19 protein-coding genes and 2 tRNA genes are annotated in these 24,103 nt (G+C 33.4%); 8 read left to right on the forward strand and 13 right to left on the reverse strand.

Features of this window, described 5'->3' with window-relative positions; translation table 11 throughout:
- Nucleotides 1–591 precede the first annotated feature (591 nt).
- The 11 genes from RT228_RS08975 to mce all read right to left on the reverse strand — a co-directional run bounded on the left by RT228_RS08975 (nucleotide 592) and on the right by mce (nucleotide 7,566).
- On the reverse strand, nucleotides 592–1,062 hold the full coding sequence (locus RT228_RS08975) for a JAB domain-containing protein (protein ID WP_006260540.1): 471 nt from the start codon (nucleotides 1,060–1,062) through the stop codon (nucleotides 592–594).
- A 184-nt stretch (nucleotides 1,063–1,246) separates the two neighbouring features.
- A complete protein-coding gene (locus RT228_RS08980; protein ID WP_006260541.1) occupies nucleotides 1,247–1,759 on the reverse strand; it encodes a hypothetical protein in 513 nt (170 codons plus the stop codon).
- A 2-nt stretch (nucleotides 1,760–1,761) separates the two neighbouring features.
- On the reverse strand, nucleotides 1,762–2,688 hold the full coding sequence (locus RT228_RS08985) for a relaxase/mobilization nuclease domain-containing protein (RefSeq protein WP_006260542.1): 927 nt from the start codon (nucleotides 2,686–2,688) through the stop codon (nucleotides 1,762–1,764).
- A 1-nt stretch (nucleotide 2,689) separates the two neighbouring features.
- Entirely contained in the window at nucleotides 2,690–2,989 is a 300-nt protein-coding gene (locus tag RT228_RS08990) for a plasmid mobilization protein (protein WP_006260543.1), read from the reverse strand.
- A 98-nt stretch (nucleotides 2,990–3,087) separates the two neighbouring features.
- Nucleotides 3,088–3,996, reverse strand: a complete 909-nt coding sequence (locus RT228_RS08995) for a toprim domain-containing protein (RefSeq protein WP_006260544.1) — start codon at nucleotides 3,994–3,996, stop codon at nucleotides 3,088–3,090.
- A 194-nt stretch (nucleotides 3,997–4,190) separates the two neighbouring features.
- Nucleotides 4,191–5,432, reverse strand: coding sequence for a primase-helicase family protein (locus tag RT228_RS09000; protein ID WP_006260545.1), 1,242 nt, complete (start codon nucleotides 5,430–5,432; stop codon nucleotides 4,191–4,193).
- A gap of 98 nt (nucleotides 5,433–5,530) precedes the next feature.
- Nucleotides 5,531–5,818 carry a helix-turn-helix transcriptional regulator gene (locus tag RT228_RS09005; RefSeq protein WP_006260546.1) on the reverse strand — a complete coding sequence of 96 codons (288 nt, stop codon included), beginning with the start codon at nucleotides 5,816–5,818 and terminating at the stop codon, nucleotides 5,531–5,533.
- A 91-nt stretch (nucleotides 5,819–5,909) separates the two neighbouring features.
- Complete coding sequence (locus RT228_RS09010; protein WP_006260547.1) at nucleotides 5,910–6,734, reverse strand: hypothetical protein; 825 nt, start codon at nucleotides 6,732–6,734, stop codon at nucleotides 5,910–5,912.
- Between the two features lie 186 nt (nucleotides 6,735–6,920).
- Nucleotides 6,921–6,994, reverse strand: a tRNA-Ile gene (locus RT228_RS09015).
- Nucleotides 6,995–7,018: 24 nt separating this feature from the next.
- Nucleotides 7,019–7,095, reverse strand: a tRNA-Ile gene (locus RT228_RS09020).
- A 69-nt stretch (nucleotides 7,096–7,164) separates the two neighbouring features.
- On the reverse strand, nucleotides 7,165–7,566 hold the full coding sequence (gene mce / locus RT228_RS09025; RefSeq protein WP_006257444.1) for a methylmalonyl-CoA epimerase: 402 nt from the start codon (nucleotides 7,564–7,566) through the stop codon (nucleotides 7,165–7,167).
- 70 nt (nucleotides 7,567–7,636) lie between these two features.
- Between mce and rbfA the strand changes: the two genes are divergently transcribed.
- From rbfA to RT228_RS09055, 6 genes are all read left to right on the forward strand, one after another.
- On the forward strand, nucleotides 7,637–8,029 hold the full coding sequence (gene rbfA, locus RT228_RS09030; protein ID WP_006257441.1) for a 30S ribosome-binding factor RbfA: 393 nt from the start codon (nucleotides 7,637–7,639) through the stop codon (nucleotides 8,027–8,029).
- 1 nt (nucleotide 8,030) lies between these two features.
- Nucleotides 8,031–9,236, forward strand: coding sequence for an FtsX-like permease family protein (locus tag RT228_RS09035; protein WP_313138588.1), 1,206 nt, complete (start codon nucleotides 8,031–8,033; stop codon nucleotides 9,234–9,236).
- Between the two features lie 407 nt (nucleotides 9,237–9,643).
- Nucleotides 9,644–12,169, forward strand: a complete 2,526-nt coding sequence (locus RT228_RS09040; RefSeq protein WP_313138589.1) for a tetratricopeptide repeat protein — start codon at nucleotides 9,644–9,646, stop codon at nucleotides 12,167–12,169.
- Nucleotides 12,169–13,947 carry an HSP90 family protein gene (locus tag RT228_RS09045; RefSeq protein ID WP_313138590.1) on the forward strand — a complete coding sequence of 593 codons (1,779 nt, stop codon included), beginning with the start codon at nucleotides 12,169–12,171 and terminating at the stop codon, nucleotides 13,945–13,947. Before RT228_RS09040 ends, RT228_RS09045 begins: the two co-directional genes overlap by 1 nt.
- Before the next feature lie 2 nt (nucleotides 13,948–13,949).
- Nucleotides 13,950–15,026 (forward strand): hypothetical protein, encoded by a 1,077-nt coding sequence (locus RT228_RS09050; protein ID WP_313138591.1) that lies wholly within the window; start codon nucleotides 13,950–13,952, stop codon nucleotides 15,024–15,026.
- A 2-nt stretch (nucleotides 15,027–15,028) separates the two neighbouring features.
- A complete protein-coding gene (locus RT228_RS09055; protein ID WP_313138592.1) occupies nucleotides 15,029–16,090 on the forward strand; it encodes a hypothetical protein in 1,062 nt (353 codons plus the stop codon).
- 101 nt (nucleotides 16,091–16,191) lie between these two features.
- On the opposite strand, the gene RT228_RS09060 is transcribed toward RT228_RS09055, so the two are convergent.
- Nucleotides 16,192–17,382, reverse strand: coding sequence for a hypothetical protein (locus RT228_RS09060; RefSeq protein ID WP_313138593.1), 1,191 nt, complete (start codon nucleotides 17,380–17,382; stop codon nucleotides 16,192–16,194).
- Between the two features lie 401 nt (nucleotides 17,383–17,783).
- Here RT228_RS09060 and RT228_RS09065 point away from each other — a divergent pair, with 401 nt between their 5' ends.
- Entirely contained in the window at nucleotides 17,784–18,782 is a 999-nt protein-coding gene (locus RT228_RS09065) for a 2-hydroxyacid dehydrogenase (RefSeq protein WP_006262761.1), read from the forward strand.
- A 108-nt stretch (nucleotides 18,783–18,890) separates the two neighbouring features.
- Nucleotides 18,891–21,656 carry a DEAD/DEAH box helicase family protein gene (locus RT228_RS09070; RefSeq protein WP_006262762.1) on the forward strand — a complete coding sequence of 922 codons (2,766 nt, stop codon included), beginning with the start codon at nucleotides 18,891–18,893 and terminating at the stop codon, nucleotides 21,654–21,656.
- A 63-nt stretch (nucleotides 21,657–21,719) separates the two neighbouring features.
- On the opposite strand, the gene RT228_RS09075 is transcribed toward RT228_RS09070, so the two are convergent.
- Nucleotides 21,720–24,089 (reverse strand): outer membrane beta-barrel family protein, encoded by a 2,370-nt coding sequence (locus tag RT228_RS09075; RefSeq protein ID WP_313138594.1) that lies wholly within the window; start codon nucleotides 24,087–24,089, stop codon nucleotides 21,720–21,722.
- Nucleotides 24,090–24,103: the final 14 nt, after the last annotated feature.

Here is a 24,103-nt window from a genome sequence, read left to right on the forward strand (position 1 = left end):
AATCAATATTTTTTGCTTACATAAAAGTGCTGTTTTTTGTAATCAAACTAGTTAGCCTTCAAAAATTGTAATCAATATTTTTTGCTTACATAAAAGTGCTGTTTTTTGTAGTCAAACTGATTTGTATGAAAGTAGTGAACTTTTGGCGTTTTTTTAAATTGTGTAATTAAATGGCCTAAAAAAGAAATATATATACTGTTTGCTCTTTTAGCTTTTTTTGTAATACACTAAGGTTATATACCTTTTTATATTTGCTTTATTTTGCGGGTATCTTGTTCGGTTTGAGGTATAGTTTTTATTTAAGGTAACATAATTATTGTTAGGTTCTTGTATTGATTAGTATAGTTTTAAGAAATTCTAGAAATGCCCGATTCTAACTAAGAATTGAAATTGCTTAAAATCAAGCTTTTTTTATTTGATGGTTATTTGATACAAACCTAGTTTTAAAAGTTAAACTACTTAAAATCAGTTGTTTTTTTATTTGATGGTTATTTGATAAAGGGGATTTTTAGCTTCTAAGTAAAATTCATTTGAGTTAAATACAAAAGTGAAAACTAGAGTAATTAAGAATATATAAAAAAACAAAGACACCTATAAGGTGCCTTCGTCTGCAAAGGAGTAGTAACTCTCTTCGGTTATAATTAAGTGATCTAAAAGATTAATATCAAGTATCTTACTTGCTTCTTTTATTTTTCTTGTAATTTGTCTATCAGCATCACTTGGATCTAACTTTCCAGATGGATGATTGTGAATAATTATAAAAGCTGTAGCATTAGCCTTTAGTAAAGCTGAGAAAATAATTCTTAAATCTACTATTGTTGCGGTTATTCCTCCCGTTGAAGCTTCTAATACTCCAAGTACTTTATTGTTGTTAGAAAGCATAAGAACTTTAAACTGTTCTAATAATTCAATCTTATTACCATCCCAAGCCTTTAATGCTATTTGATATGCACTATAAGAAGATGTAATTTGAGGTCTCTGTGAAGCCTTTACTTTTGATTTGTAAATTAATTCTACTTCTGAAGCGATAAGCCAATCTTTGTTTAAAACTGTAGTTTCCATAATATTAAATTTTTAAATTAATTATGGAGCCACAGTTGGTAATGGCTTAGCAAGCGCAAGAAACGGGCGCAATAAAGCGAAGACTTTAGTCAAGCATTTATGGGGGTTTTCTTGCTAGCGAACCGCGAGGCATTGCCTAACTTTGTGTAATTATTAATAAAAAATAAAACTAAAAATCAATGTACTATAAAGGCTTTTTTGTGTTATTTTCAGAAGAAATTTTCCACTTTTTATATACCTCAAAGTTCTTTGGATTCTCTTTAAAGAACTGATTCAGATACATTAATTCAAGATTCGATTTCTTATTATTTTCTATTAACTGATTATAATCAGAGTAATGAATTGATTTTTTAATCGCAACGTAAATTGATAAACCACTTGTGAGTAAAAGAAAAATATTAAGGGCTATGATGTAGAACATCTTCTTATGACTAATAGCCCTATATACTTTTAAAAGGTCTTCTTTAGTATCATAAAGTGTGGACTGAAATGCAGTGAAATCATCTTGTAATCTTTGTCTATTATTTGACTCAATTTTGTGTAATTCAGACACATTTACTTTTACTTCAATATTATTTATCCTGTTTGAAAGCTGAGTTTGCAGAGTAATATTTTGCTTGAGTTTTTCTTGCAAGTGAACTACCTGCTGAAATAGTAACTCAGTGAGTTCTGTGAGTGTAGGTTGTTTCTTTGCCATAGTTAAAGATTTAATGTTTGTGTTTGTTTTCGTTTTTTCTTTTTAGTTATATCAGGCATATAATCCTCATAGTAATTTCCATAAGCGTTTAAAAAACTAAATAGACTTACTGTATTTGTATTCCAATTTTCAAAACAGATTTGTTTGTCTTGGTCTTTATATAGTACAGTATGAAATAAATCATTATTTGGTTTTGGTATCTTATTTTCAAAGAGTTCATTCAGTTTTAAATTCCGATCAACCTCACTTGCTTTTAGGTTCGTGTTGGTTGGTAAATGAATAAATCTATAGCCTTGAATATTACCTTGTTTGTTTACAGTTGGTTTTACTTCTATTTGATGTGCTAGCATCATATTGATGTACTGATCTAAGTTTTTAGGACGCTCTTTTAAAACAAAATAATGAGCCTTTTTTATTATTTCAGCTGTCTGTTTCTGATTAGTTTTTAAAAGCTCTTTTCTATTTAGATTTTCTTGTCTTATTGAAGTCCAATTGTATTTTAGGGCTATTTCGTGAGCGATACTCTGTGCTTGAAATCCGATATAGTTATCTTTTAGTGCTTTTCCATTCTCATCAATACGGTTAATCAAAATGTGAATGTGTTTGTGCTCTTTTTCAGTATGTAAGTAAGCGATGTATTGCGCGTCTTTGGGATTTAATTTTAAACCAACTAAAAAATCTTTTACGAGATTTTCTAAATCTTGGTCTGTCATTTTTCTACTATCTTCAATAGTAGGAGATATAACAACGGAGATTGTATTGTTTTTACAGCGAGTGTTTTGATTTTGTAGAATCTGCATGGTTTGATACATATCTTTCGGAGTTTCCCCCGAAAGATTGTTTCTAGCAAGTTCATAACCTTTGTTTGGATTAATTACATAATTAAAAAGTGCTGCTCCTCCAATACATGTTTTTGCTTTAGCTATCATATTACTTTAGTTTTTCAAGGTGAGCTCTAATTAAGTTTGCTGTTTCAATGGTGGATTCTTTTACCTTAGTGGTATCTCCAAGTTTAAAAAGGTTACCTATTCTTCTAAAGTTATCAGCAAATTTGTTTAGTAGTTTGTAAGTTTCAATTTCATCTTGAGTTAGTTTATAACTTACAGAATATCCCAGGGCAGTACTTCGTAAATATTCAGAAACGCTACAACCAATTTTATTTGCTTTGTTTTTTATAAGCAGAGATTCAGTAAGGGTAACTCTAAATTCTATCTTGTGTTCTCTTTTCATCGTCTTACCAATTTTGCGACCTTCGGGAGAAAAACGAGTGGTCTTTGTTCCGGTTCAAATTTTCAATTTGTAAGGACAAAGACACATCTCGATGATTCTCACGTCAGTTTATCGCGGTTAATACTCAGTAAATAATCATTGACATCCTTGTAATCTTTATATTTAGCTCTTGCATCTTTTGTAATTAATGGAAATGCTGCAATTAATTTCTCAGTTGCTTTATCTCCAGCAGTATCATTGTCAAAACAAGCAACTATGGTTTTATATTTAGATTCAAATGTTTCTGAATCGTCTAAGGTTTTATATAAAAACTTGTTCGAGGATTGAATAAGGGTACTTTCTAAAGTGTTAACGGAGTTTAAAATGATGTAATCAAACCTATGTTCTAAATTAGGTTTAAGAGTTATAAAGGATAAAAAGTCGATAAAGGCTTCAAATAAAAATACGGTAGATGAATCATTATTTATATAGGTAGGATACTTGGAGCCAAAGCACATTTGAACATATTTGTTTCTGAGTTCTACTCCATCAAGTTCATTTTGAAAGCCTATTGCATAATAAGCTTTATCTTTAAGGATATAATGTATTTCCTTACAATACCTTTGAGTTGTTTTAATGCATAAGCCTCTTTGCTTGATGTAATATATAAGGTATTTATTTCTCAGAGGTTTAATGGCTGTAATCTCATAATCTTTCTCATCTTGATTAACCTGTGGATTAAAAAGTTGCTGGTGAACAGAAAAAGAATTGTTTGCTAAGATTTTTAGAGCTTCTTTTATATCACATTTGTAATATAGCATTACAAAGTCAATTACATTTCCTTTATATGTACTATCACCAAAGTCATAGAATACATTTTTAGTTACACTAACACTAAACGAAGGGGTGTTTTCTGCTCTAAAAGGAGAATGGTACCAGGCTTGTTTATCATTGATTTTAGTTGGTTTTATACCAAGGCTATCTAAAATAGAAATAATCGATATGTTTTTTGCTTCTTGAATATTCATAATTTGGGTTGTTTAATTGTATGTTATTGATTTATAGTGTTTAAAGTAATATCTGTATGTCATTTAGTTGTCATCTGATCATCTGATCATAATTGTACTAATAGTGAATTACTTTCTTTAGATGAGCGCAGATGAATCGTAGATGACAATCAGTTTATGATTTATTAATACTTAAGTTATTGGTAAATAGTTTATTAGTTATTTATTTCATCTGTCATCTGATTTAAAAGTGTTTCTTTTGAAATCCTGTAATATTTACCCTTGTGAATAGTCCGTTTTAAAGTACTATCCTCTATCTTGACTCGTTCATAATTATTTGAGTTAGTTGATCTAACTAAAGCTATGTTTTCAAGTATTGTTTGTATCTCTCTCATTGTGATATTATGACCTCTGTTATAATAATTCAGAAGAGCATTAATATCAGAAGGAGTGGTGTCTATTTGATCCATATCAAATTCATTGAAAATAATATCAAGTATATCAAGCACCAGGTTTTTGTTTTGAAGATCTACATCGTGTTTTAGTTTATGTAAGGCTTCTGTGTGTAGAGTCTCTGGAGTAAACCACATTCGGGTTTTCTTTTCAGTCGTGAAAGGAACTCTATAGAGATAGTTTAAGAAAATAGGAATCTCCTGAATGAGTTTGGTGAAAAATTCAGTAGATCTCTTTCTTATCGGAGGGACTTTAATAACCCAAAACCTTGTTTCTTCTTTATCTATCTTTAGAAAATTATGCTCGTGATTACTTGTCATGATAATCTTAAGAAAAGACTTCTGCTCAACTTTTTCTTGGCCTTTGTATTCAATTGATTGATACATAGCCGTTGAAATGTATTTGATTGCTTCAACAATATCTTTGTTCTCAGATTTTACTTCTTCTATTAATAAGAGAAGTTTACTATCCATCTCACTATTGAATTTTTCTGTAAATGCATTTGCCTTTACAAAAACAGCATTTTTATCAAAGATTTCTTTTATCCAATTTAAAAATGTGGTTTTTCCTGTTTCACGATTCCTAGATACAAGCACTATAATTGGCAATATTTGTTCTGGATAGAATAATAGAATTTTAAAATAATCTATTGCAAGTAGATATTGATTTCCAAAGATGTGTTGTAGAAAATAATAAGTAATAGGTATCTGTTCTTTAAGTGAATTTAATGAAAGTTCAGAAGTAGTGTCAATGTTATATAGAATAGGAGAGTAGGAATTAAAGTAATCTCCTATAAAATGAGTGTAATGAATGTGATTAGGTTCACATTTATAACCAAAGAATTTAGGTAACTCTTTGATGATATCCTTTCCAAAGTCAGTGATGATTTCAGACTTTCTCCACAGTTTACGTTCAACAATGATTTCTTTACCGTTGACGTTCTTCTTTCTTATCGCATAGTACTCTGTTCCTATTCGAATATATTCTGTTGCAGTTGTATTCATATCAAAAAATTTTCAGAAAGAAGTAGTTATATTTACTACTGTTTTCTTTTGTTATAGAAATAGTTATTTAAGCATTGATAGTAGGGCTATCAATGCTTTTATTTTTTTAACTGTTTTGAAAATTGTGATAGAACTTCTTGGTCGGTAAAGACTCTATATTGTTTAATCCACTCAACTATCTCAAGGCGGTCAAAGAATAAGGTGCCATTGGTAGGTTTGTGATGAGGGATTAAGTTTTTAGAAGTTAACTTATGAATAGTACTGTCTGAAAAGCCAGTATAAGCCATCAAATCTTTAATAGTAAAGATTTCTTTTTGAAACTGATTACCTTTAGTAATCATTAGCTTGATCTCGTTAAGCTCTTGAATGATTTTTAGCGTTGTCATAATAAATGTTTTTTGAATTATGACGCTAAACTATTGCAATGAAGCTACTTGAAATGGTTGTTTGTCAGTTAACTGACATTTAATTTTAGTCTTAGGACAGTTTTTTAGATAACTGACTTTTTACATTTTCTAAGATTTTAGCATAAGTTTCTTTATGAGCATTTGTAATTAACTTTCTGCCCTTTTTATTTATTGAATCATAGTTTATAGCTGAATAATCTTCTACAGTTGCATATTTAAAGTAGCGACAACTTTCTTTTAGTGTGGTTTTGTGTAAAGTAAATAAATGTACAAATGGTATAAAGAAAGCTTCTAAGAACATGGCACAATGTTGAGACTGAAGTTCTAACTTAATAGAAGAATCAGGATTATCTGTTTTTTTACTAATACAAGATTCTATAACTCTTTTAAAATCTTCCATTGTTGTGTCATCATTAATAACTTCTTTCTTTAATTCATACAAAGTTTCTTTAATGATAGCCTGATGTGCTGTGCTAAAAACAAATACATTGTCTTTCTTTTGCTCCTGTTTCTTTTTAGAAGGAGTAGTGATATTAATTGTAATTGTTTTTTTAGAAGGAGATATTAGTAGATACTCTTTAGAATTTTTAAATGATTTAAAAGATTCTTTATATATCAAACTTAGGTGACTGATTAAAAATATGTTCTGCCCTTTGTCAAAATTAATTGCAGCACTTAATAATAATATAGAGTAAATCAATGCTGTTAAAGGCAAAAGGATGTACCATTTAGATATACTATAAAAATATGGTAATTGAAAAGTGGATGTTACCAGGGATATTATTGGTAATAATGCGGCAATTATGTAAGTGAACTTCTTGGAAAGAGTTACAGAGCTTAGCTTTTCAAGCTTCTGGTGAAAGAAAAAAAACGGAGTTTCAATAATAGTATTCATAGTGTCTTGTTGTTGGTTAGTAATAAAAGTACTAAAAATATAACTAACTGCAAGAAAATGAAAACTTTACTATCTTTATAGGGTAAAACAAATTGTTGTACTTTTGTTGTACTGATGAAAAAAAAGGTGAAAAAAGGGCAAAAAAAAAGCACCTATTTTACAATAGATGCTTCTCTGAAATTTTAGTGGTCCCACCTGGGCTCGAACCAGGGACTTACTGATTATGAGTCAGTTACTCTAACCAACTGAGTTATAGGACCGCTCATTTTGAGCGAAAAATTTCGTGGTGGTCCCACCTGGGCTCGAACCAGGGACTTGCTGATTATGAGTCAGCTACTCTAACCAGCTGAGTTATAGGACCAGTTAAAACGTGTTTAACGGGTGCAATATTATGGTTTTTTATTGGTTCATGCAAGAGTTTTAAAAGAAATTATTTAATTTCTTGACATAATTCTATAAGCACCCCATTGGTTGTTTTTGGGTGTAAAAAGGCAACTAATTTATTATCAGCTCCTTTTTTAGGAATTTCGTTTAATAATGTGAATCCTTCTGCTGCTAATCTTTTCATCTCTGCTTCTATATCTTCGACATCAAAAGCGATATGATGGATGCCTTCTCCTTTTTTTTCTAAGAATTTGGCGATAGGGCTATCAGGGTTAGTTGCTTCTAATAGCTCTATCTTATTAGGGCCATTCATAAAGAAAGAAGTTTTTACTCCTTCGCTTTCTACAGCTTCTTCTTTATAAGCTGGAGCACCGAATAGTTTTTCGAATAAGGCATTAGACGCTTCTAAGTCTTTTACAGCTATTCCGATGTGTTCTATTTTTCGCATTTCTTAGTGTTTTGGGTTATATAAACAAAGATAAAAAAGTTTACTATTCAAAAAATTGTATTTTTGCATCATGGAAACTAATAGACAAAAGAAGATGGGAGCCTTATTGCAAAAAGATATCGTGGATATCTTGCAAGGTGAGGTGCGTAAGAACGGGATAACTAACTTAGTTATTTCGGTTTCTAAAGTGAATATAACAAGTGATTTATCAGTAGCGAGAGTGTACTTAAGTATCTTCCCTATCGATAAAGGTGAAGAGCTACTAAAAGGGATAAAATCTAATGCTCCGTTAATTAAACACGAATTAGCACAGCGAGTAAAACACCAAATGAGAAAGGTGCCAGACTTACTGTTCTATGTGGATGATAGCTTAGAGTATATCGATCAAATCGACAAAGCGCTTACGGGTGATGAAAACCCTATCGCTAATCCTGACTTATTAGAAAAGAGAAAGAAAAAATAGATTGAAGTTTTCCCTATACATAGCGAAACGTTATGCCTTTAGTAAAAGTAAGAGCAAGGCAATTAATGTTATTACGACAATATCTTCTGTAGGTATTGTGGTGAGTGCTATGGCTATGTTTATCGTGTTATCGGTATTTAGTGGGTTAAAAGCGTATAGTCTTTCTTTCGTTGATGATTTAGATCCAGATTTAAAAGTTTTTACCCCAAAGGGTAAAAGCTTTGTAGTCGAGGACAGACAGATTCTGGATTTAGAAGAGTCAGGTTATTTTAAGGGTGTAGCTAAGGTAGTAGAGGATCGCTTGTTGTTTTCGTTTAAGGATAAGCAGGCAGTCTCTATGATTAAAGGGATTGACTCGGACTTCGTTAATGTGACTGACTTTGACGAAAAGGTAGAGTACGGTAGTTGGTTAGAACCAGATACGCATGATGCTGTAGTAGGAGTGGGTATGTCTCACTTACTATCTATGGGACTGTTCGATACAGAGAATGCCTTTGAAGCGCTGGCTTTAAAACCTGGTAAAGGAACTATCGAAAATCCTGAAGATGCTTTTATTAAAAGACATTTAAATCCTACAGGAGTATATGTACTAGGTAACGATGATCTAGATAATAAGTATGTGTTCGTCGATATAGATAATGCACGTGCACTACTGAATATACCTACTAGTGAGGTGACTAATCTAGAGCTGGCTATCGCTGAGGGAGTATCTGAAGGTAAAGCTATTCAGAAGATTAAGGAGGTACTCGGTGAAGAGTATATCGTAAAAAATAAAACACAGCTAAACGATGGATTGTACCGTATGTTGAATATGGAGAATCTAGTTGTTTATCTGATATTCGTATTGGTGGTGATTATGGCTCTGTTTACATTAGTAGGGTCTATGATTATGATCATTCTTGAAAAACAGCCTAATATTAAAACGCTGAACCAAATAGGTGTGCCTGTGAGTGACCTGCGCAAGATATTTTTATTCCAAGGATTAATTATCTGTGTGTTAGGGAGTGTGATAGGATTGGTGTTAGGTGGTATTGTTGTTTCGTTACAAGTTGCTTTTGGGTTTATTTCTATCCGAGAAGGACTTGCTTATCCAGTTGCTTTTAACTGGGTAAATATCTTCGTTGTATTAGTATCTATTATTGTGTTAGGCTTGTTAGCCTCTCTTGTCTCTTCGTCAAGAGTAAATAATAGTTATTTAAAATTATAATTTATTTGCCTTCCACTTTAAAAGGAAATTGTTAGTTCGAAAGCTTGTCGAACGGTTTTTGAATATTCTTTATTTGATTTATTTACTTATTTGTTGACTTAATTACGGTGCTAATGTTTTGATAGGGTGGGTGTAAGCTGTTTTTAAATTACAGTATGTGTACTTTATAACTAACTTCTTCTACTATTTGTGAGTGTTTTTCTAAAAGAGCCTTTTTTTCTTTTTTTTCTGTTATTTTTAAGTAAAAAGCATGTTTTTTTGAAATATTGGTAGTATTTTAATTAACTGTTTGAGGGTGGTATGTGTGTGATTTAGGAATTTATTATTTCATGTATTAATTGCCATTTTCCTACATTTGCTATAAAATGAAAAAGAACTAAAAAAATCAGCTTGTTTACAAGGTAGTTATGAAACAGTTTACTATGGAATATTTAAATTACGTTAGAGAATTTGCAAATGACAGTGTGTCTATTACAGCACATGCTGAAGAGTTTTTAAATAAGAATGATTACAGCAATCCACATGAGTGGTATAAAGCGCATGCAATCTGTATGCTGGCTGAACAAATAGGGAAGAATAATGAGGTGCTGGAGAAGCTGTATGATCAGCTGAATGAGGACTCTAACTGTCTTCATAGTAGTATGAGTCTTAGTGATGAGGATTATGCAGACTGGTTTACAGATGTGAAGGCATTGAATGACATATTTATAGATAGAGGATATAAACATGCTTATGCGTATCAATATGAATTATTCATTAACTCTAGATACGGATTTAGAGATGAAGAAAGAGCTGTAGGCTATCTAAAGAAAGGTGTGGAATTAGGAGATGACTTGTGTAAATGTTATGTAGGATATGCTATGTATTATGGTACACAAGGGTATGAGAAAGATGAAGAGGGAGCAGTAGCACTTCTAAAAACGGCTGTAGATGGAGAGAGAGCAAATATCGCTAATCTGTTTTTGTTAAACATTGAGTTTAGAGGATGTACTTCAGGAGAAGAAGGTAAAGCTGTGGTAGAGAAGTTCTCTGAACTAATCAATGTGAAGAAAAGAGGGCTTTATATCTTAGCTGATTATTATCTAAGAGAAGATGATAACGTTAGTGCTGAAGCTGCTTTAAAAGATGGTATTGCAAACAATAGTGCTTACTGTAAGTATTTGTTAGGAATGATGGCTTGTAATGGTCGTTTTGAAGAATTAGGCTATACAGAAGAGCAAGGTAGAGAGTTACTAGCGGATGCTTATGACTATGGTATCACACATGCAGGATATGTACTAGGGTATTCTTACTTCTATCCTAGAACAGAAGGACTAGAAGCTAAGCAAGAGGCAGGTATTGAAATGTTCAAGAAATCTATTGCTTACTATTCTAGTGAGGCTACACTAGAGCTAGCTATTATCTACTTGTACAATGAAGAGTTTAAAGATATCGCTAAAGGGATGGAGTTCTTAGATAGAGGAGTTGAGTATAAATACGATAGAGCAATGTCTGAAAAAGGTTTTGTTTTATTAGACTTCGAAGAGGTAGAGCGCGATGTAGAAGGAGGAAAAGCAATGTTAGAGCAAGCTATGGCAGAAGGTAACGACTATGCTCCTTATCGATTAGGACTAGCGTATCAGAATGCTGATTTTGAAGAAGAGGCAGATTATGAAAAGGCATTATATCTATTCGAGTTAGCAGCTGAGCGAAATAACTTATCAGGATTAGAATTAGCGGGTCGTTATCACCGTTTTGGGTATGCTGGAGAACCTAATCTAGAGAAAGCAGTTAGCTACTACCAAAGAGGGATAGAATACTTTAACTCTAATTACTGTAAGGTAGAATTAGCAATGCTATTAGAGAGAGGAGAAGGTATAGAGCAGGATGTCGCTGAGGCAGCTCGCTTATATGAGGATGCGCTGAATGAAGGGTATACTTATGCGGCTATTCGTCTTGGGTTTATCTATGAAGAAGGTAGTGTAGGAGAACCTGATTATGCTAAAGCAAGAGCTCACTTCGAGTTAGCTGCAGAACAAGATATGGCAGAGGGTGTGTATCACTTAGCTCGCTGTTATAGATATGGTACTGGAGGTGAAGAGAACCAAGAGAAATCATTTGAGTTATTTTCTAAAGCACTAGAGTTAGGTTTTGTAGACGCTAATGTTGATATCGCTCTGTTCTATGAAGAAGGTATTAACGGTGGAGAGCCTGATTATGAAAAGGCTTTTGAATACATGATAGTTGGTGCAGAGGCAGGGTTTAACTATGCACAGTATAAAGTAGGAGTTTATTACTCTTATGGATATCTAGCAGAAACAAATGTAGAACTAGGTAAAGAATGGTTTGAAAAATCAGTAGAGAGTGGTTCTCCTCTAGGGATGTTGTCATTAGGGGATTATTATCTATATGGGTATGGTGAAGAGAAGGAGTATGACAAAGCCTTTGAATACTATATCGCAGCAGAAGAGAGAAACTATATCTCTGAAGGACTTGGTATTTGTTACCAATTCGGATTAGGAGTAGAGATAGATGAGGTTAAGGCATTCCACTATTATAAATTGGCTGCTGATAGACAGTATGATTCTGCTATATTCCGTCTGGGATTATGTTACTTCTATGGCAATGGTACTGAGAGAGATCTAGTAGAAGCATTCCATTACTTAAAGCAAGTAGCTGATAGAGGTAATATGGATGCTGCTAGTTATGTAGGGTTAATGTTAGTGAAAGGGGATGGTGCAGAGAAAGACCCTGAATATGGTGTGAGTTATTTGATTCAGGCTGCTGAAGCAGGTTTTGATATGGCACAGTACGAGTTAGCTAACTGTTATTTAAAAGGAGAGGGTGTTCCTCAGAGTGATGATTCTGCTATGGAATGGTATCAACAGGCTGCAGAGAATGGCAATGAAGATGCACAGAAGATAGTAGGAGGTCCTCGTAAAAGAAGAAGATAATGGAAAATCAGAAACAATTTCAGTTTCAAGTGAATATGAAGGGAATGATAGAACTGTTGTCAGAGCATATATATAGCTCTCCAACAGTATTCGTCAGAGAACTTCTACAGAATGGTATGGATGCGGTGACAGTCCGAAAAGGCATCGATGAAAGCTTTAAGGGAAAGATCAATATCACCTTTGAAGGAGATCGTCTAATCTTTCAAGATAATGGAGTAGGACTTACACAAGATGATGTACATCAGTTCTTGTCTGTTATCGGGCAAAGCTCTAAACGTGGAGAACTAGCTGATAAAGACTTAATCGGTAAGTTTGGTATTGGGTTGTTATCATGTTTAGTTGTGAGTGAGGCTATTGTTGTAGAATCGCGTTCGCTATATAAAGACGAGTCTGTAAGATGGACAGGTAAGGCAGACGGGATGTATGAAGTAGAGATGATCCCTCTATTAGATGAAGTAGGTACTAAGGTAATCTTAGATGCAAAGAAAGCTTGGCGTAGTCTGTTTAAGCGTGATGAGGTGAAACAGAATGTGCTGTTTTATGGTAGTGCATTACCTATAGAAGTGAACCTAATCGAAAAAGGAGAGGTAGAACAATGCTTAGATGGTAATCCTGTTTGGTTAGATAACGGAAGTTCAAAAGAACAGTTATTAGATTATGGTAAGGAAGTGTTTAAGACGAAGTTCTTAGACGTGTTTAGACTATATTCTGAAGCAGGTGAGATACAAGGAGTAGCTTATATTATCCCGAATAAGGTGAATACTACTGCTACTAAAGAGCATAAAATATTTCTGAAAAAGATGTATTTATGTGATCAGGCTACTAATCTGTTGCCTGAGTGGACTTCTTTTGTGCGTTGTATTTTTAATTCGAATGCATTGCAACCTACGGCTTCTAGAGAGTCATTAATGAATAATGCGGTCTTACAAGAGTCTAAAAAGGAGTTAAGTGAGTGTTTTAAAGATTACTTAAAGACACTTTCTATTACTAATCCTGAGATTCTAGAGAAGATTATTAGTATTCACCATATGTTTATTAAGGCATTGGCGGCATCTGATAACGAGATTATGACCATGTTCGAAGATTACCTTCCTTTTGAAACTAATCAGGGAATGATGGCTTTCGGAGAGATTAAAGAGACGTATAAGAATATATACTATACTCCATCTCTAGATGATTATAGACAAATACGTCGCATAGCTGGTTCTCAGAATAAGTTAGTGATTAATGCAGCGTATAGCTATGAGACGGATCTGATAGAAAAGCTTAAACGCTCTCATGCAGAGTTAAAGCTAGAACGTATCGCGCCTAATGATATTCTAGAGGAATTCGAAGATGCAATAGAAGATAGTAAGCGTATAGAGCACTTTATAGATAAAGCGAATAAGATATTAAAGAGACATTTCTGTAGAGCAGAGGTGAAGAGATTTGAACCAAAAGATACGACAGCAATTTACATTGCTAATGAGGACGCTTTGACTTCTAAAAATATTCAGAGTCTGTCTCAAACGTCTAATCCTTTTGCAAGTACGTTACAGCATTTTAAAAAGAAAGAGGAAGTAATGCCGACACTGTGTTTTAATCAACAAAGTGAGTTGGTAGAGAAAGTAATGCTTATCGATGATGATGAGTTGTTTGAAGCTTTAATTAATGTGCTTTATGTACAGGCTCTTATGCTAGGAGGGTATACTATTAATAAAAGAGAAATGGATACCTTCAACGATGCTCTATATCAGTTTATGATCTTAGGAATGTCTAATTTCTTACCTAAATTTTAAGTATGTATCGGTTAGAAATACAAAAGCTGTTATTGGCTATTGATGAAAATCTAGATGATCAAGAACTGTGTTTAAGTTTCATTCGTCAAGGTATTCAGATTGCAGATAAGCACAATGATTTAGACTGGGGCGTAGAGTTGCGTTATAGTTTAATACACGAAGAACGCGCTACTTCTGGATGTACAGAAAGTGTATTGGCTTTTGCTTGGATTCTAGATGTCTGTGATCGATACCCTGAGCGTTTTCACGAGTCAGAGTTCTTGTTAGAATATGAGTGGATGTTGTGCTCTGCATATAGTAATGCTTCACTGTCTACAGAACAGATTCTAGCAGTAGCGGATGATCTGTATGCAAGATTAGAGCGCAACCATATCAGCAAAAGAGGATATTACTTCACTATGGCGGAGTATGTGCAGAATATAGGTGATTATGCGAAAGGCGAAGAATACATTAAACTAGCGATGCAAGAACCTTATGACGATGAAAATATAGAGATAATGGAGTATGATTATCGCATAGAGAATTTGGTTTTAATGGGAAGGTTTGATGAGGCAATCGTGTTAATGGAGCAAGTAGAGTTAAAGAAGTTAAGTGATTTTGCTTTGCCTTTTGAGACCTATTGTGCGATGGCTTATTGTATGGCGAAGGTTGAGGATGTAAGAGCGTCTATTTATTTAGAAAAAGCAAAGGCTTCTTTTGAAACATTAAGGGAAGTAAACAGTTCTATGCTATACAGTATGACACGTTTGATGTATGCTATGTATTTACTAAAAGATAGTGTAATGTGGTCTACTTTTGAGCGTATTGCTGATTGGGAGATAGATGCAGAAGATGACTTGCAGTTTATGTTGAGTAGACATGCAGCTTTAATATGTGCTCAAGGAGGCGTGATAGCGTTAGACCTTTCTCCGAGGTTATCATATTATGAGCCTACCGGCAAGTATGATTTAACGCAGTTATACGAGTATTATGACAATATAGCGACTAGATTAGGACTACAGTTTGACTCGCGCAATGGCTCAGATTTTTGTTCTAAGGAGTACAAAGAGTTAAAAATGATGAATGGAATAAAAGTATAATTATGAATTATAATTTAGAAATACAGAAGATCTTATTAAAGGTAGAAGAGTTACCTAGTTTTAGTGATAAAGTAAAGGCATTAAAAGAGGCTATTGCCCTTGCAGATAAGCACAATGATTTAGACTGGGGATTTGATTTAAGATTGACTTTGATTCAAAAAGAGAGAAATACCTCTAAGTGTGAGGAGAGTTTTCCTGCTTTTGCCTGGATACTTAATGCAAGTGATTCTAACGAAGATTATTTTGACGAGTCAGAGTTCTTATGGGAATATAAGTGGATGTTTTGTTCTGCTTACCGCAATGCTTCTATTTCTTTAGAGCAAATTAAAGAAATAGGGGATGACCTAAGAAGACGTCTTACAAAGAACGGATATAGTGATAGAGCATATTATAATGTAATGACTGGATATGCATTGCATCTAAGAGATTATAAGTTAGCACAAGAGTATATTCGCTTGGCAGATGAAGAGATCTTAGACGATATGGCGAACTGTCCTGCTTGTGAGTTAGATACTAAAGTAGAGACTTTATTGGATCTAGGTCATATAGATGAATCATTAGTAAAGGCGCAAGACTTGATCAATAAGAAGTTGACGTGTTATTCAATGCCATTCCAGACTTTCTGTAGTTTCGCTAATAAGTTGTACGATGCGGGTGATGATAGAGCTTCTATCTACTTCGATAAAGCATTAGAAGAATATCATGCGCATGATCAATACGATAGTTCTGTAGGATACTCTATGGGAGAGTTAGTGTCTTATATGGCAAAAACAAAGCATCCTGAGATGTGGAGCTTCTTCTCTCGTATCTGTGAGTGGCAGTTAGGTGCTGAAGATATACATATCTATAACTTTGCTAAAGCAATGGCTCCGTTGATGCAAGGAGAAGGTGAGGTAACATTAAGCTTATCTCCACTATTGCCTTATTATCAAGAGTCAGGAGTGTATAAGTTATCTGATTTATATACTTACTTTAAAGATACGGCTTATGATTATGCTAATAGATTCGATCAACGCAATCACAATACTAATTTTAAACAAGAAGTAGATAAGGCATTAAACTAAACGTGCTTATTGACTTTAGATATTTACAGCAAGACTTCAGAATATGAGGTCTTGCTTTTTTTATATTAAAAAAGCCACTCTTTTTTGGAGTGGCTGTATCGTTAGAATAGGCTAATCTGTCCGTCTTGTTCAGCTTTGACTATTTTCTTTTCTTTTTTCTTCTCTTTCTTTTCTTTTTGTTCATTAGGTTCAACCTCGATCATTTCTACATCAAATATCTCTATTTGCATAACATCTTGGCTATACGGGATGTCCTCTTCTTCAGTAAGTAGTGTATTCATTCCTTGTTCTGGCTGAGATGAGATGATAGGTTCGTGATTGATAAGATCTTGTTCATCTACATTAATACCAGTTTTAGCAATATTAAATAACTCGTTGTACTTAGGGTCACTAAAGGTTACTTGTTCTATTGTATTCTTTTTCTCTGAAGATGGTGCAGGGTCTTCTGTAGTAATTCTCTCCCAATCTAACTTAGGTTGACTTTCTGGTATGCTTGTCATGAATAAGTCTTTCTCTGTGCTGTAGATCGTTTCTTGAGTAGGGAATGTTTCAGTAGTTGTATTAGGTTCCTCAGTAGGAACTATTGTTTCTTCTATCACATCCATTTCTTTCTCTAGATAAGAATTATGATCTAAAGGAAGTTCGTTATCAGGGATTACTTCATCCTCTACAGAAGGCGTGAATAATTCTTCTAAGGTATTAGGCATAGTAGATACTACCTCATGAGATAATTCCTCGTTAGGCATATTTATTTCTTCTTCATGATCACTAAAAGCATCTGTCATATCAAATAGGATAGGTATCTCTACTTGATTAGGATCTACTGTATGAGCGTCTTCTACACCTTCTAATACTAAAATTCTCTCAGGCTTAGTCTCTGTAACCTCTATTGGGTTATCTTCTACTAAGTCTTCATCTATGATAGTGATATCTTCTTCTTTAGCGAAGATGTCTAGTTTATTATGTAGTTCGGAGATAAGTCTTTTTATCTTTTTGATATGTAGGTTATCACTGAATAATTCTTTTTCGTGAACAGCCTCTAAAAGCTTATACATAGAATACGCTTCATGGTATTTCAATACTAATGAATGCTTTTTATTATGATCAAGAATAGAAACTTGTTTCTGTATGGTCTTTGCTTTATCTTCTAACTTATTGATTAAATCTTCTTTGATGCTTATTAGTAATGCGTCTGTGACATTCTCTACAATATAGTCATCTGTATGCTTAACCATTTTGATGACTGTAAGCAATACGTCATTATTTAATTTAAGTTGAATTTTTGCAATCATTTTATTCGTGAAAAAGGCTTGTTTATTTACGTTCAAGAAAGTTCACAAAATAATGAAAAATTATTGTAAGTGCTACGTATTTAGGGGAAAATATTATTAATTGGAGTGGGTTAGGAGGATTTATAGACTAGAATAAATAGTTGTTTTTGTAATGAGTTGATTTGTTTAGTTTTATGTTTTTGTAGTGTCCTTTTTTTCTTAGTTTACCTCATAAGATTTTGAAGATAAATGAAGATATATAAAATTGTTATTAAAAGGATTGCTTTTAACCCTACGTTTATTGGGTAAAAGAAGTCGCATTACGTGGTTTAATGGTTTTTTATCAGTAACTTTAATAAGTGAAACAAGGAAAATACCTTGTCTCATAGAGACAGAAATAATAATATTAAAAATAGTAAGATATGAAGATTGCTTTTTTTTCTACGCAACCTTATGATGTGACATTCTTTGATAAGGAGAATAAACAATTTGGCTTTGAATTAGAATACTTTGAAACGGGTTTGGATGAACAAACAGTGAATGTGATTACAGAAGGTACTGATGTAGTATGTGTATTCGTAAATGATAAAGTAGACGCTGAGGTGATTAGTAATCTAGCTAAAAAGGATGTTAAGTATATTGCTCTTCGTTGCGCAGGGTTTAATAACGTAGACTTGAACGCTGCTCATCAACATAATATACGAGTTTGTCGTGTACCTGCATATTCACCAGAAGCAGTAGCAGAGCATACACTAGCTATGCTATTTACTATTAATAGAAAGATTCACAAGGCGTATAATCGCGTTAGAGAACAGAACTTCTCTTTAAATGGATTGTTAGGAACGAATATCTATAAAAAAACAGTTGGTATTATAGGTACGGGTAATATAGGCGCGGTTTTTTGTCGTATGATGAAAGCTTTAGGTACTGAAGTGCTAGCTTATGATATCTATAAAAATGAACAATTAGAGGCTGAAGGGATTCGTTATGTAGAGTTGGAAGAACTATTTACGAAGTCTGATATTATTTCGCTACACTGTCCACTTACACCAGATACGATGCACCTGATTAATGAAGATACGATTAGTAAAATGAAAGATGGAGTAATGCTGATTAATACGAGTAGAGGTAAACTAATCGATACACACGCTATTATACAAGGGTTAAGAGCAAAGAAAATAGGTGCTTTGGGAATAGATGTATACGAGCAAGAAGAGAAGGTGTTTTTTAGAGACTTATCAGGTACAATATTAGAGGACGAACGTTTACAATTATTGACTTCGTTCCCAAATGTATTAGTAACTGCTCATCAGGCTTTCTTTACAGATGAAGCACTGACTCAGATAGCCTTTATTACATTAGATAACCTAAAACAACTTAAAACGAATAATGAGATAGTAGGTAGAAATGCTGAACTATAACTGATTTATTTTTGAGATTTTATGTAAGGCAAGTAGGGTAATTAGATTACTCTACTTGTTTTTTTTTATATAATATCCATATCTTTAAATGTTAATAGAAGAGTTATAATGCGAAGATTTCCAGAAGACATATCATTTAAATATCCTTGGCGTTCTTATCAGGCACGTGTTCTAGATAACCTAGAATACCATTTAGATAATCATAAATTACACGTTATAGCGCCTCCTGGTTCTGGTAAGACAGTTCTAGGGTTAGAGGTCATGTTAAGAATAAATAAACCTACACTAATTCTAGCTCCTAGTATTGCTATTAAACAGCAATGGATAGATCGTTTCTGTGAACTTTTTCTGCAAGTAGAGACTAAGCCAGATTGGATATCTACTGATATATATAACCCTTCATTTGTGACAGTTTGTACTTACCAAGGGCTATATGCTGCTTTTAATAATACGATAGAAAAGGAAGAAGAAGAGGAGTTTGATACAGAAGAAGATTCTATAGAAAATAAGAGTAATAATAAGGAGCAACAATCTAAAATAATCAAAGTTTTAAAGAAAAAAGGAATCAAAACTATTATAGCAGATGAAGCACATCATTTAAAAAATGCTTGGTGGACTGCTATTACAGCTTTAGTGGATGAGATAGATCCTAAAGTAGTAGGACTTACGGCAACGCCTCCTTATGATGTATCAATGGCAGAATGGAGAAGATATATCGCCCTAAACGGTGAGGTAGATGAAGAGATATCTGTGCCTGAATTAGTAAAGGATTATGACTTATGTCCACATCAGGATTTTATTTACTTTAATGTTCCTGCTAGCAGTGAGCGAGAGGCACTTCTCAAAAGTAGAAATAAAGTATATGAGTTATATCAAAAGCTTATAGAGGAGCAAGCAATGATGGAGGAATTAATTAGTAGTCAACTATTAATAGATCCAGAAAGCCATTTGAATTGGATATATGATAATACAGAGCACTTCTTTGCTTGCTTAGTTTATATCCATCATTTTGATGTTGAATTAGCCAAGAGTAAGCTGTATATTCTTGGGAATACTGATATAGAGATACCTCCACTGAATTTTGTTTGGATGGAGAAGGTTATACAGTTTTATTCAACTAAAGGGATTGGCTTTTTTGAGAACGAAGAAGAGCATAGAGAGGAAGTTACTAAGCTTTTTAATCGATTGCGTCACTATGGAGCAATGAACCAAGGGCAAGTCCAATTTAGTAATAATACCAAACAGAATGACTTATTGACCTCTAGTGTGAATAAGTTAGAGAGTATTCATGAGATTATAAAGCTAGAATATTCAATGCTTCAGTCTTCTTTGCGTTTAGTCGTTTTGGCTGATTTTATTTATAAAGAGTATCACGTAAGTACAGCTATAAATGATATAGAAATAAGTAAGTTAGGAGTCTTACCTATTTTCGAATACCTTCGACGTACACCTATAAACCAGGAACTGAAGATGGGAGTATTATCAGGTACATTAGTAATTATTCCTATTAGAGCAGTACCTTTACTATTAGAGTTGTCTGTTACAGCTATTGGTAAAGAGATTATCTGTAAACCTATAACTTATGACTCTAATTACGTTGAGGTTGTTGTAAGTGACTCTACTAGGCATCAAGTTGTTGCTTTAATAACACAGCTTTTTGAAAAAGGAGAGATAGAAGTGTTAATTGGTACTAAAGCTCTACTTGGAGAAGGATGGGATGCACCATCTATTAATTCACTTATTTTAGCGAGCTATGTAGGTTCTTTTGTAATGTCTAATCAGATGAGAGGTCGTGCTATAAGAAGTTTAAAGCATAATCCTGATAAGACTTCTAATATATGGCATTTGGTTAGTATTGATCCTTATGTGGAAAATGGAGGAACAGATATTTCTTTTCTAACTAGACGCTTTAGAGGTTTTGTCGGTGTGTCTAATGATGCTGTATTAGAAGATGTAGAAATATCTAATGGAACAAGTAGACTGAGATTACCTTTACATTTGGACTCTATAGAAGCAATCAAAGAACAAAATGACAGAAGTTTTTTATTAGCTAGACAACGTGATTTACTACATAAAAGATGGCAAATAGGAATAGCGAAAGGGACTTCTTTAATCAATGCTATAGAGGCTCCTTTTATTGAACGCAATAAGAGAGAGACGGCTAGCGAAGTAGAGTCTCTTTATACTCGTAAAACCATAGAGGCTTCTATATTTTCGTTAGTAGGGGTAGTCTCATTATATTTTTTTAATCAAATATTTGATCTAATATGGACTTCTTTGATTAGTGGTGGTCTTACGATGAAGAGGATTATTTGGGTTTTAGTAAATGGAGGTATATTCGGTTTTATTTTTAAGTTTGGAAAACAAGGTATTAAAACACTTAAAATAGCGAGAAGCTATAGAGATGTAAGCCATGATTTGTTTCCTATTGCAAGAACTTTATTGAAAACATTATGCCACTTCAGTCTAATCAAAACGGAATATAAGAGTTTTACTATTATAGGTAATGTTAGTTTTGTAGGAGAAGTAAACTTCGCATTAAAAGGAGGAAGTATTATAGAGCGTAAGTTATTTATCAAGAGTTTAAAAGAAATACTTAGCCCAGTAGAGAATCCTCGTTATGTGATAGAACGCAAATCTTTTGTTGCCTTTTATGGAACGTCTTCAGATTATCATGCAGTACCAGAATGTATCGGAGCGAATCAGAAAAGAGTGCAGTACTTTGAAGCTGAATGGAAAGCCTCAGTAGGGAAGTGTAATATTATTTATACCCGAACTCCTGAAGGAAGAAAAGAGCTGTTGCGCACTAGATTATTAGCTGTGTCTAATCTATTGTCTGATCAGCCTATCTTAGAAGAAGATGTATGGAAATAAATATCCCCTTACTGATAGGTAAGGGGATGATAAGTAATAATTGTTCTAACTAACTCAATTCATTTAATTACTTCTGTTTTTATCTTCGAAATTTGCTTCTTGTATTGCTTTCTTGTTCTTAGAGTTACCGAATGTATAGGATGCACTTATACTGAATCTACGAGAGTTCCAAGAGTTCTTGAAAGACTGTACATTATCTTTGTAATAAGAAGTACCATTGCTCTTACCAGTATTGAAGATGTCTTGCATGGTCATATTAATATTCAGTTTTTTGTCTAGTAAAGCTAGTTTAGCCCCAAATGAGAGTGAGCTATATGAGCTGTATCTAGTGTTGTCTTCCTTATGTGGTATTTGGTGATACCAGTTAAGTAATAGTTTTAAAGTCTTTGCATTATTCACAGAGAATGTGTTTTGTGAATAGTAATCAAATAAGTTTCCTTTTAGTCCTACTTGTGTTGCTGCTTCATTTCTGTAGTATGGAGATGACATTATGTATTCTAATCCTGAATTTGTTTCCCACCAGGCTGTTATCGCATTGTTATAAGAGATATCTACACCATAGTTATCACTGTTGAGCATATTGTATGTCGAACTCATGAATACACCATCTACGTACTTATTCATATAATCAAACTGATCAGTCATATGATAGTAATTAAGATTCACAGATAATGCCCCATTATATACATAGCTTAATTCGTAGTTGTTTGTATAAGAAGGATTAAGTTCTGGATTACCTTGATGATATGTATAGCTATTAGAATAATACTTAAACGGATTTAAGACATTAGAGTATGGTCTATTAATACGCTTAGAGTAGTTAAAACTAAATGAGTGTGTCTCATTAGGCGTGAATGATACATACGCTGTAGGGAACCACTTACCATAAGACTTCGTGAACTTCTCGTTATTATCTAGTTGATGACCTTTTGCCTCTGTTTGCTCATAGCGCATTCCACCTTTTACACTCCACTTCTCTGTTAGCTGTTTAGTGAAACTTAGGTATGCAGCATAGTTATCTTCAGTGTAGTTAAATCGATTACTCTTTAGAGGATCTAATGTAGCATTGCCATTCTTGATATTAAAATAAGTTACTTGAGCTTTATTGTCATAAGTAGTATACTTTGCTCCAAACTCTACTTCTGCCCAAGGCAAGTGATAAGTTAAATCCGCATTTAGACTATATACACTATACTTAAGCGTATTAGTATAGGTATTATATCTTCTAAGTACAGAGCTATTATCAAATTCTTTGATATCAAATGATTGGTCTGGTGAATTAGAGAAATAATTAGCACCTATAGCTATTTTACTCCCTAATGTATCTAGTTTCTGATCAAAGAATAGATTAGCTGTATGATAGTTATTTTTAGTATAAGATCGGTTTACTGAATTAATAATAGAATCAGTTGCTGTAAAAGGATAACTTTTATAAGTAGAAGTTGTAAATGCTCTTGGATCCCCAGAGAATTTAGTATAATTGTATGAACCTCCTATAACAGCATTGTCTGTCAGCTGATAGTTCGTAGTGATACTTGCTCCTCTATTTTTATAAGAAGACTCATTTAAAGAGTTGTTGCCTAAGTACCTCTTATCATCTTGATAAGTGTTGTCATTGGTGTTAGAATTGTTGCTATTATTGATATTCCCTTTAAGCATTACGCTCCACTTCTTATTTTGATAATTTAAGCTACCATTACTACCTCCAGAGTTATAGTTGTTATATGAATAGTTAGAGCTTACTGTTCCATATACTCCCATGCGTTTATTCTTTTTTAAGATGATATTGATGATACCTGCATTACCACTCGCTTCATATTTAGCAGAAGGAGTTGTTATTACTTCTATTTTTTCGATATCATCAGAGCGCAGTGTACGTAGATAGTTTGTTAGTGCATCCCCTTGTAGTTCTAGCATTCTATCATCTACCATGATACGTACATTGTTTTTACCACTGATACTGATTTTGTCGTTTTGTACTTTGATCATTGGCGTAGTAGCTAGTGCTTCTAAGGCGTCCATTCCTTGAGAAGCGATACTATTTGCTGTATTGTACACCAGTCTATCTACTTTTCGTTCTACTAATCTTTTTTCAGCATGTAGAACGATCTCATCTAATTGTTGATCATTTTTTACGGAGATATTTTTTAGATCGACATCACTCTGAACTGCTAATTGTTGTTCACTTACTAATTGACCTAAGTGGAATATCTTAAGTACATAATCTCCCTTGGCAATATCCTCCATACTGAATAGACCTGTTTCGTCAGAGAAACTCTGTTTTACAAAAGTATCATTAGGTCGAAATAATTGTATCTCTGCATAATCCACAGGTTTGTCAGATTGGTCTAGCACAGTCCCCTTGATAGAAGACTGTGCTAGTATGAATTGACTACATAGAATAGTTAAAAGTAATGTGAATAAGTTTTTCATCGTTAGTTAGTTGT

Origin of the sequence: Myroides sp. (genome assembly GCF_032073645.1) — a bacterium.
Classification (GTDB): Bacteria; Bacteroidota; Bacteroidia; order Flavobacteriales; family Flavobacteriaceae; genus Flavobacterium; species Flavobacterium odoratimimum.

Coding starts and splice junctions, on each gene's coding strand:
- RT228_RS08975 (WP_006260540.1), bottom strand. CDS start 1,062: ATGGAAACTACAGTTTTAAACAAAGATTGGCTTATCGCTTCAGAAGTA.
- RT228_RS08980 (WP_006260541.1), bottom strand. CDS start 1,759: ATGGCAAAGAAACAACCTACACTCACAGAACTCACTGAGTTACTATTT.
- RT228_RS08985 (WP_006260542.1), bottom strand. CDS start 2,688: ATGATAGCTAAAGCAAAAACATGTATTGGAGGAGCAGCACTTTTTAAT.
- RT228_RS08990 (WP_006260543.1), bottom strand. CDS start 2,989: ATGAAAAGAGAACACAAGATAGAATTTAGAGTTACCCTTACTGAATCT.
- RT228_RS08995 (WP_006260544.1), bottom strand. CDS start 3,996: ATGAATATTCAAGAAGCAAAAAACATATCGATTATTTCTATTTTAGAT.
- RT228_RS09000 (WP_006260545.1), bottom strand. CDS start 5,432: ATGAATACAACTGCAACAGAATATATTCGAATAGGAACAGAGTACTAT.
- RT228_RS09005 (WP_006260546.1), bottom strand. CDS start 5,818: ATGACAACGCTAAAAATCATTCAAGAGCTTAACGAGATCAAGCTAATG.
- RT228_RS09010 (WP_006260547.1), bottom strand. CDS start 6,734: ATGAATACTATTATTGAAACTCCGTTTTTTTTCTTTCACCAGAAGCTT.
- mce (WP_006257444.1), bottom strand. CDS start 7,566: ATGCGAAAAATAGAACACATCGGAATAGCTGTAAAAGACTTAGAAGCG.
- rbfA (WP_006257441.1), top strand. CDS start 7,637: ATGGAAACTAATAGACAAAAGAAGATGGGAGCCTTATTGCAAAAAGAT.
- RT228_RS09040 (WP_313138589.1), top strand. CDS start 9,644: ATGAAACAGTTTACTATGGAATATTTAAATTACGTTAGAGAATTTGCA.
- RT228_RS09045 (WP_313138590.1), top strand. CDS start 12,169: ATGGAAAATCAGAAACAATTTCAGTTTCAAGTGAATATGAAGGGAATG.
- RT228_RS09050 (WP_313138591.1), top strand. CDS start 13,950: ATGTATCGGTTAGAAATACAAAAGCTGTTATTGGCTATTGATGAAAAT.
- RT228_RS09055 (WP_313138592.1), top strand. CDS start 15,029: ATGAATTATAATTTAGAAATACAGAAGATCTTATTAAAGGTAGAAGAG.
- RT228_RS09060 (WP_313138593.1), bottom strand. CDS start 17,382: ATGATTGCAAAAATTCAACTTAAATTAAATAATGACGTATTGCTTACA.
- RT228_RS09065 (WP_006262761.1), top strand. CDS start 17,784: ATGAAGATTGCTTTTTTTTCTACGCAACCTTATGATGTGACATTCTTT.
- RT228_RS09070 (WP_006262762.1), top strand. CDS start 18,891: ATGCGAAGATTTCCAGAAGACATATCATTTAAATATCCTTGGCGTTCT.
- RT228_RS09075 (WP_313138594.1), bottom strand. CDS start 24,089: ATGAAAAACTTATTCACATTACTTTTAACTATTCTATGTAGTCAATTC.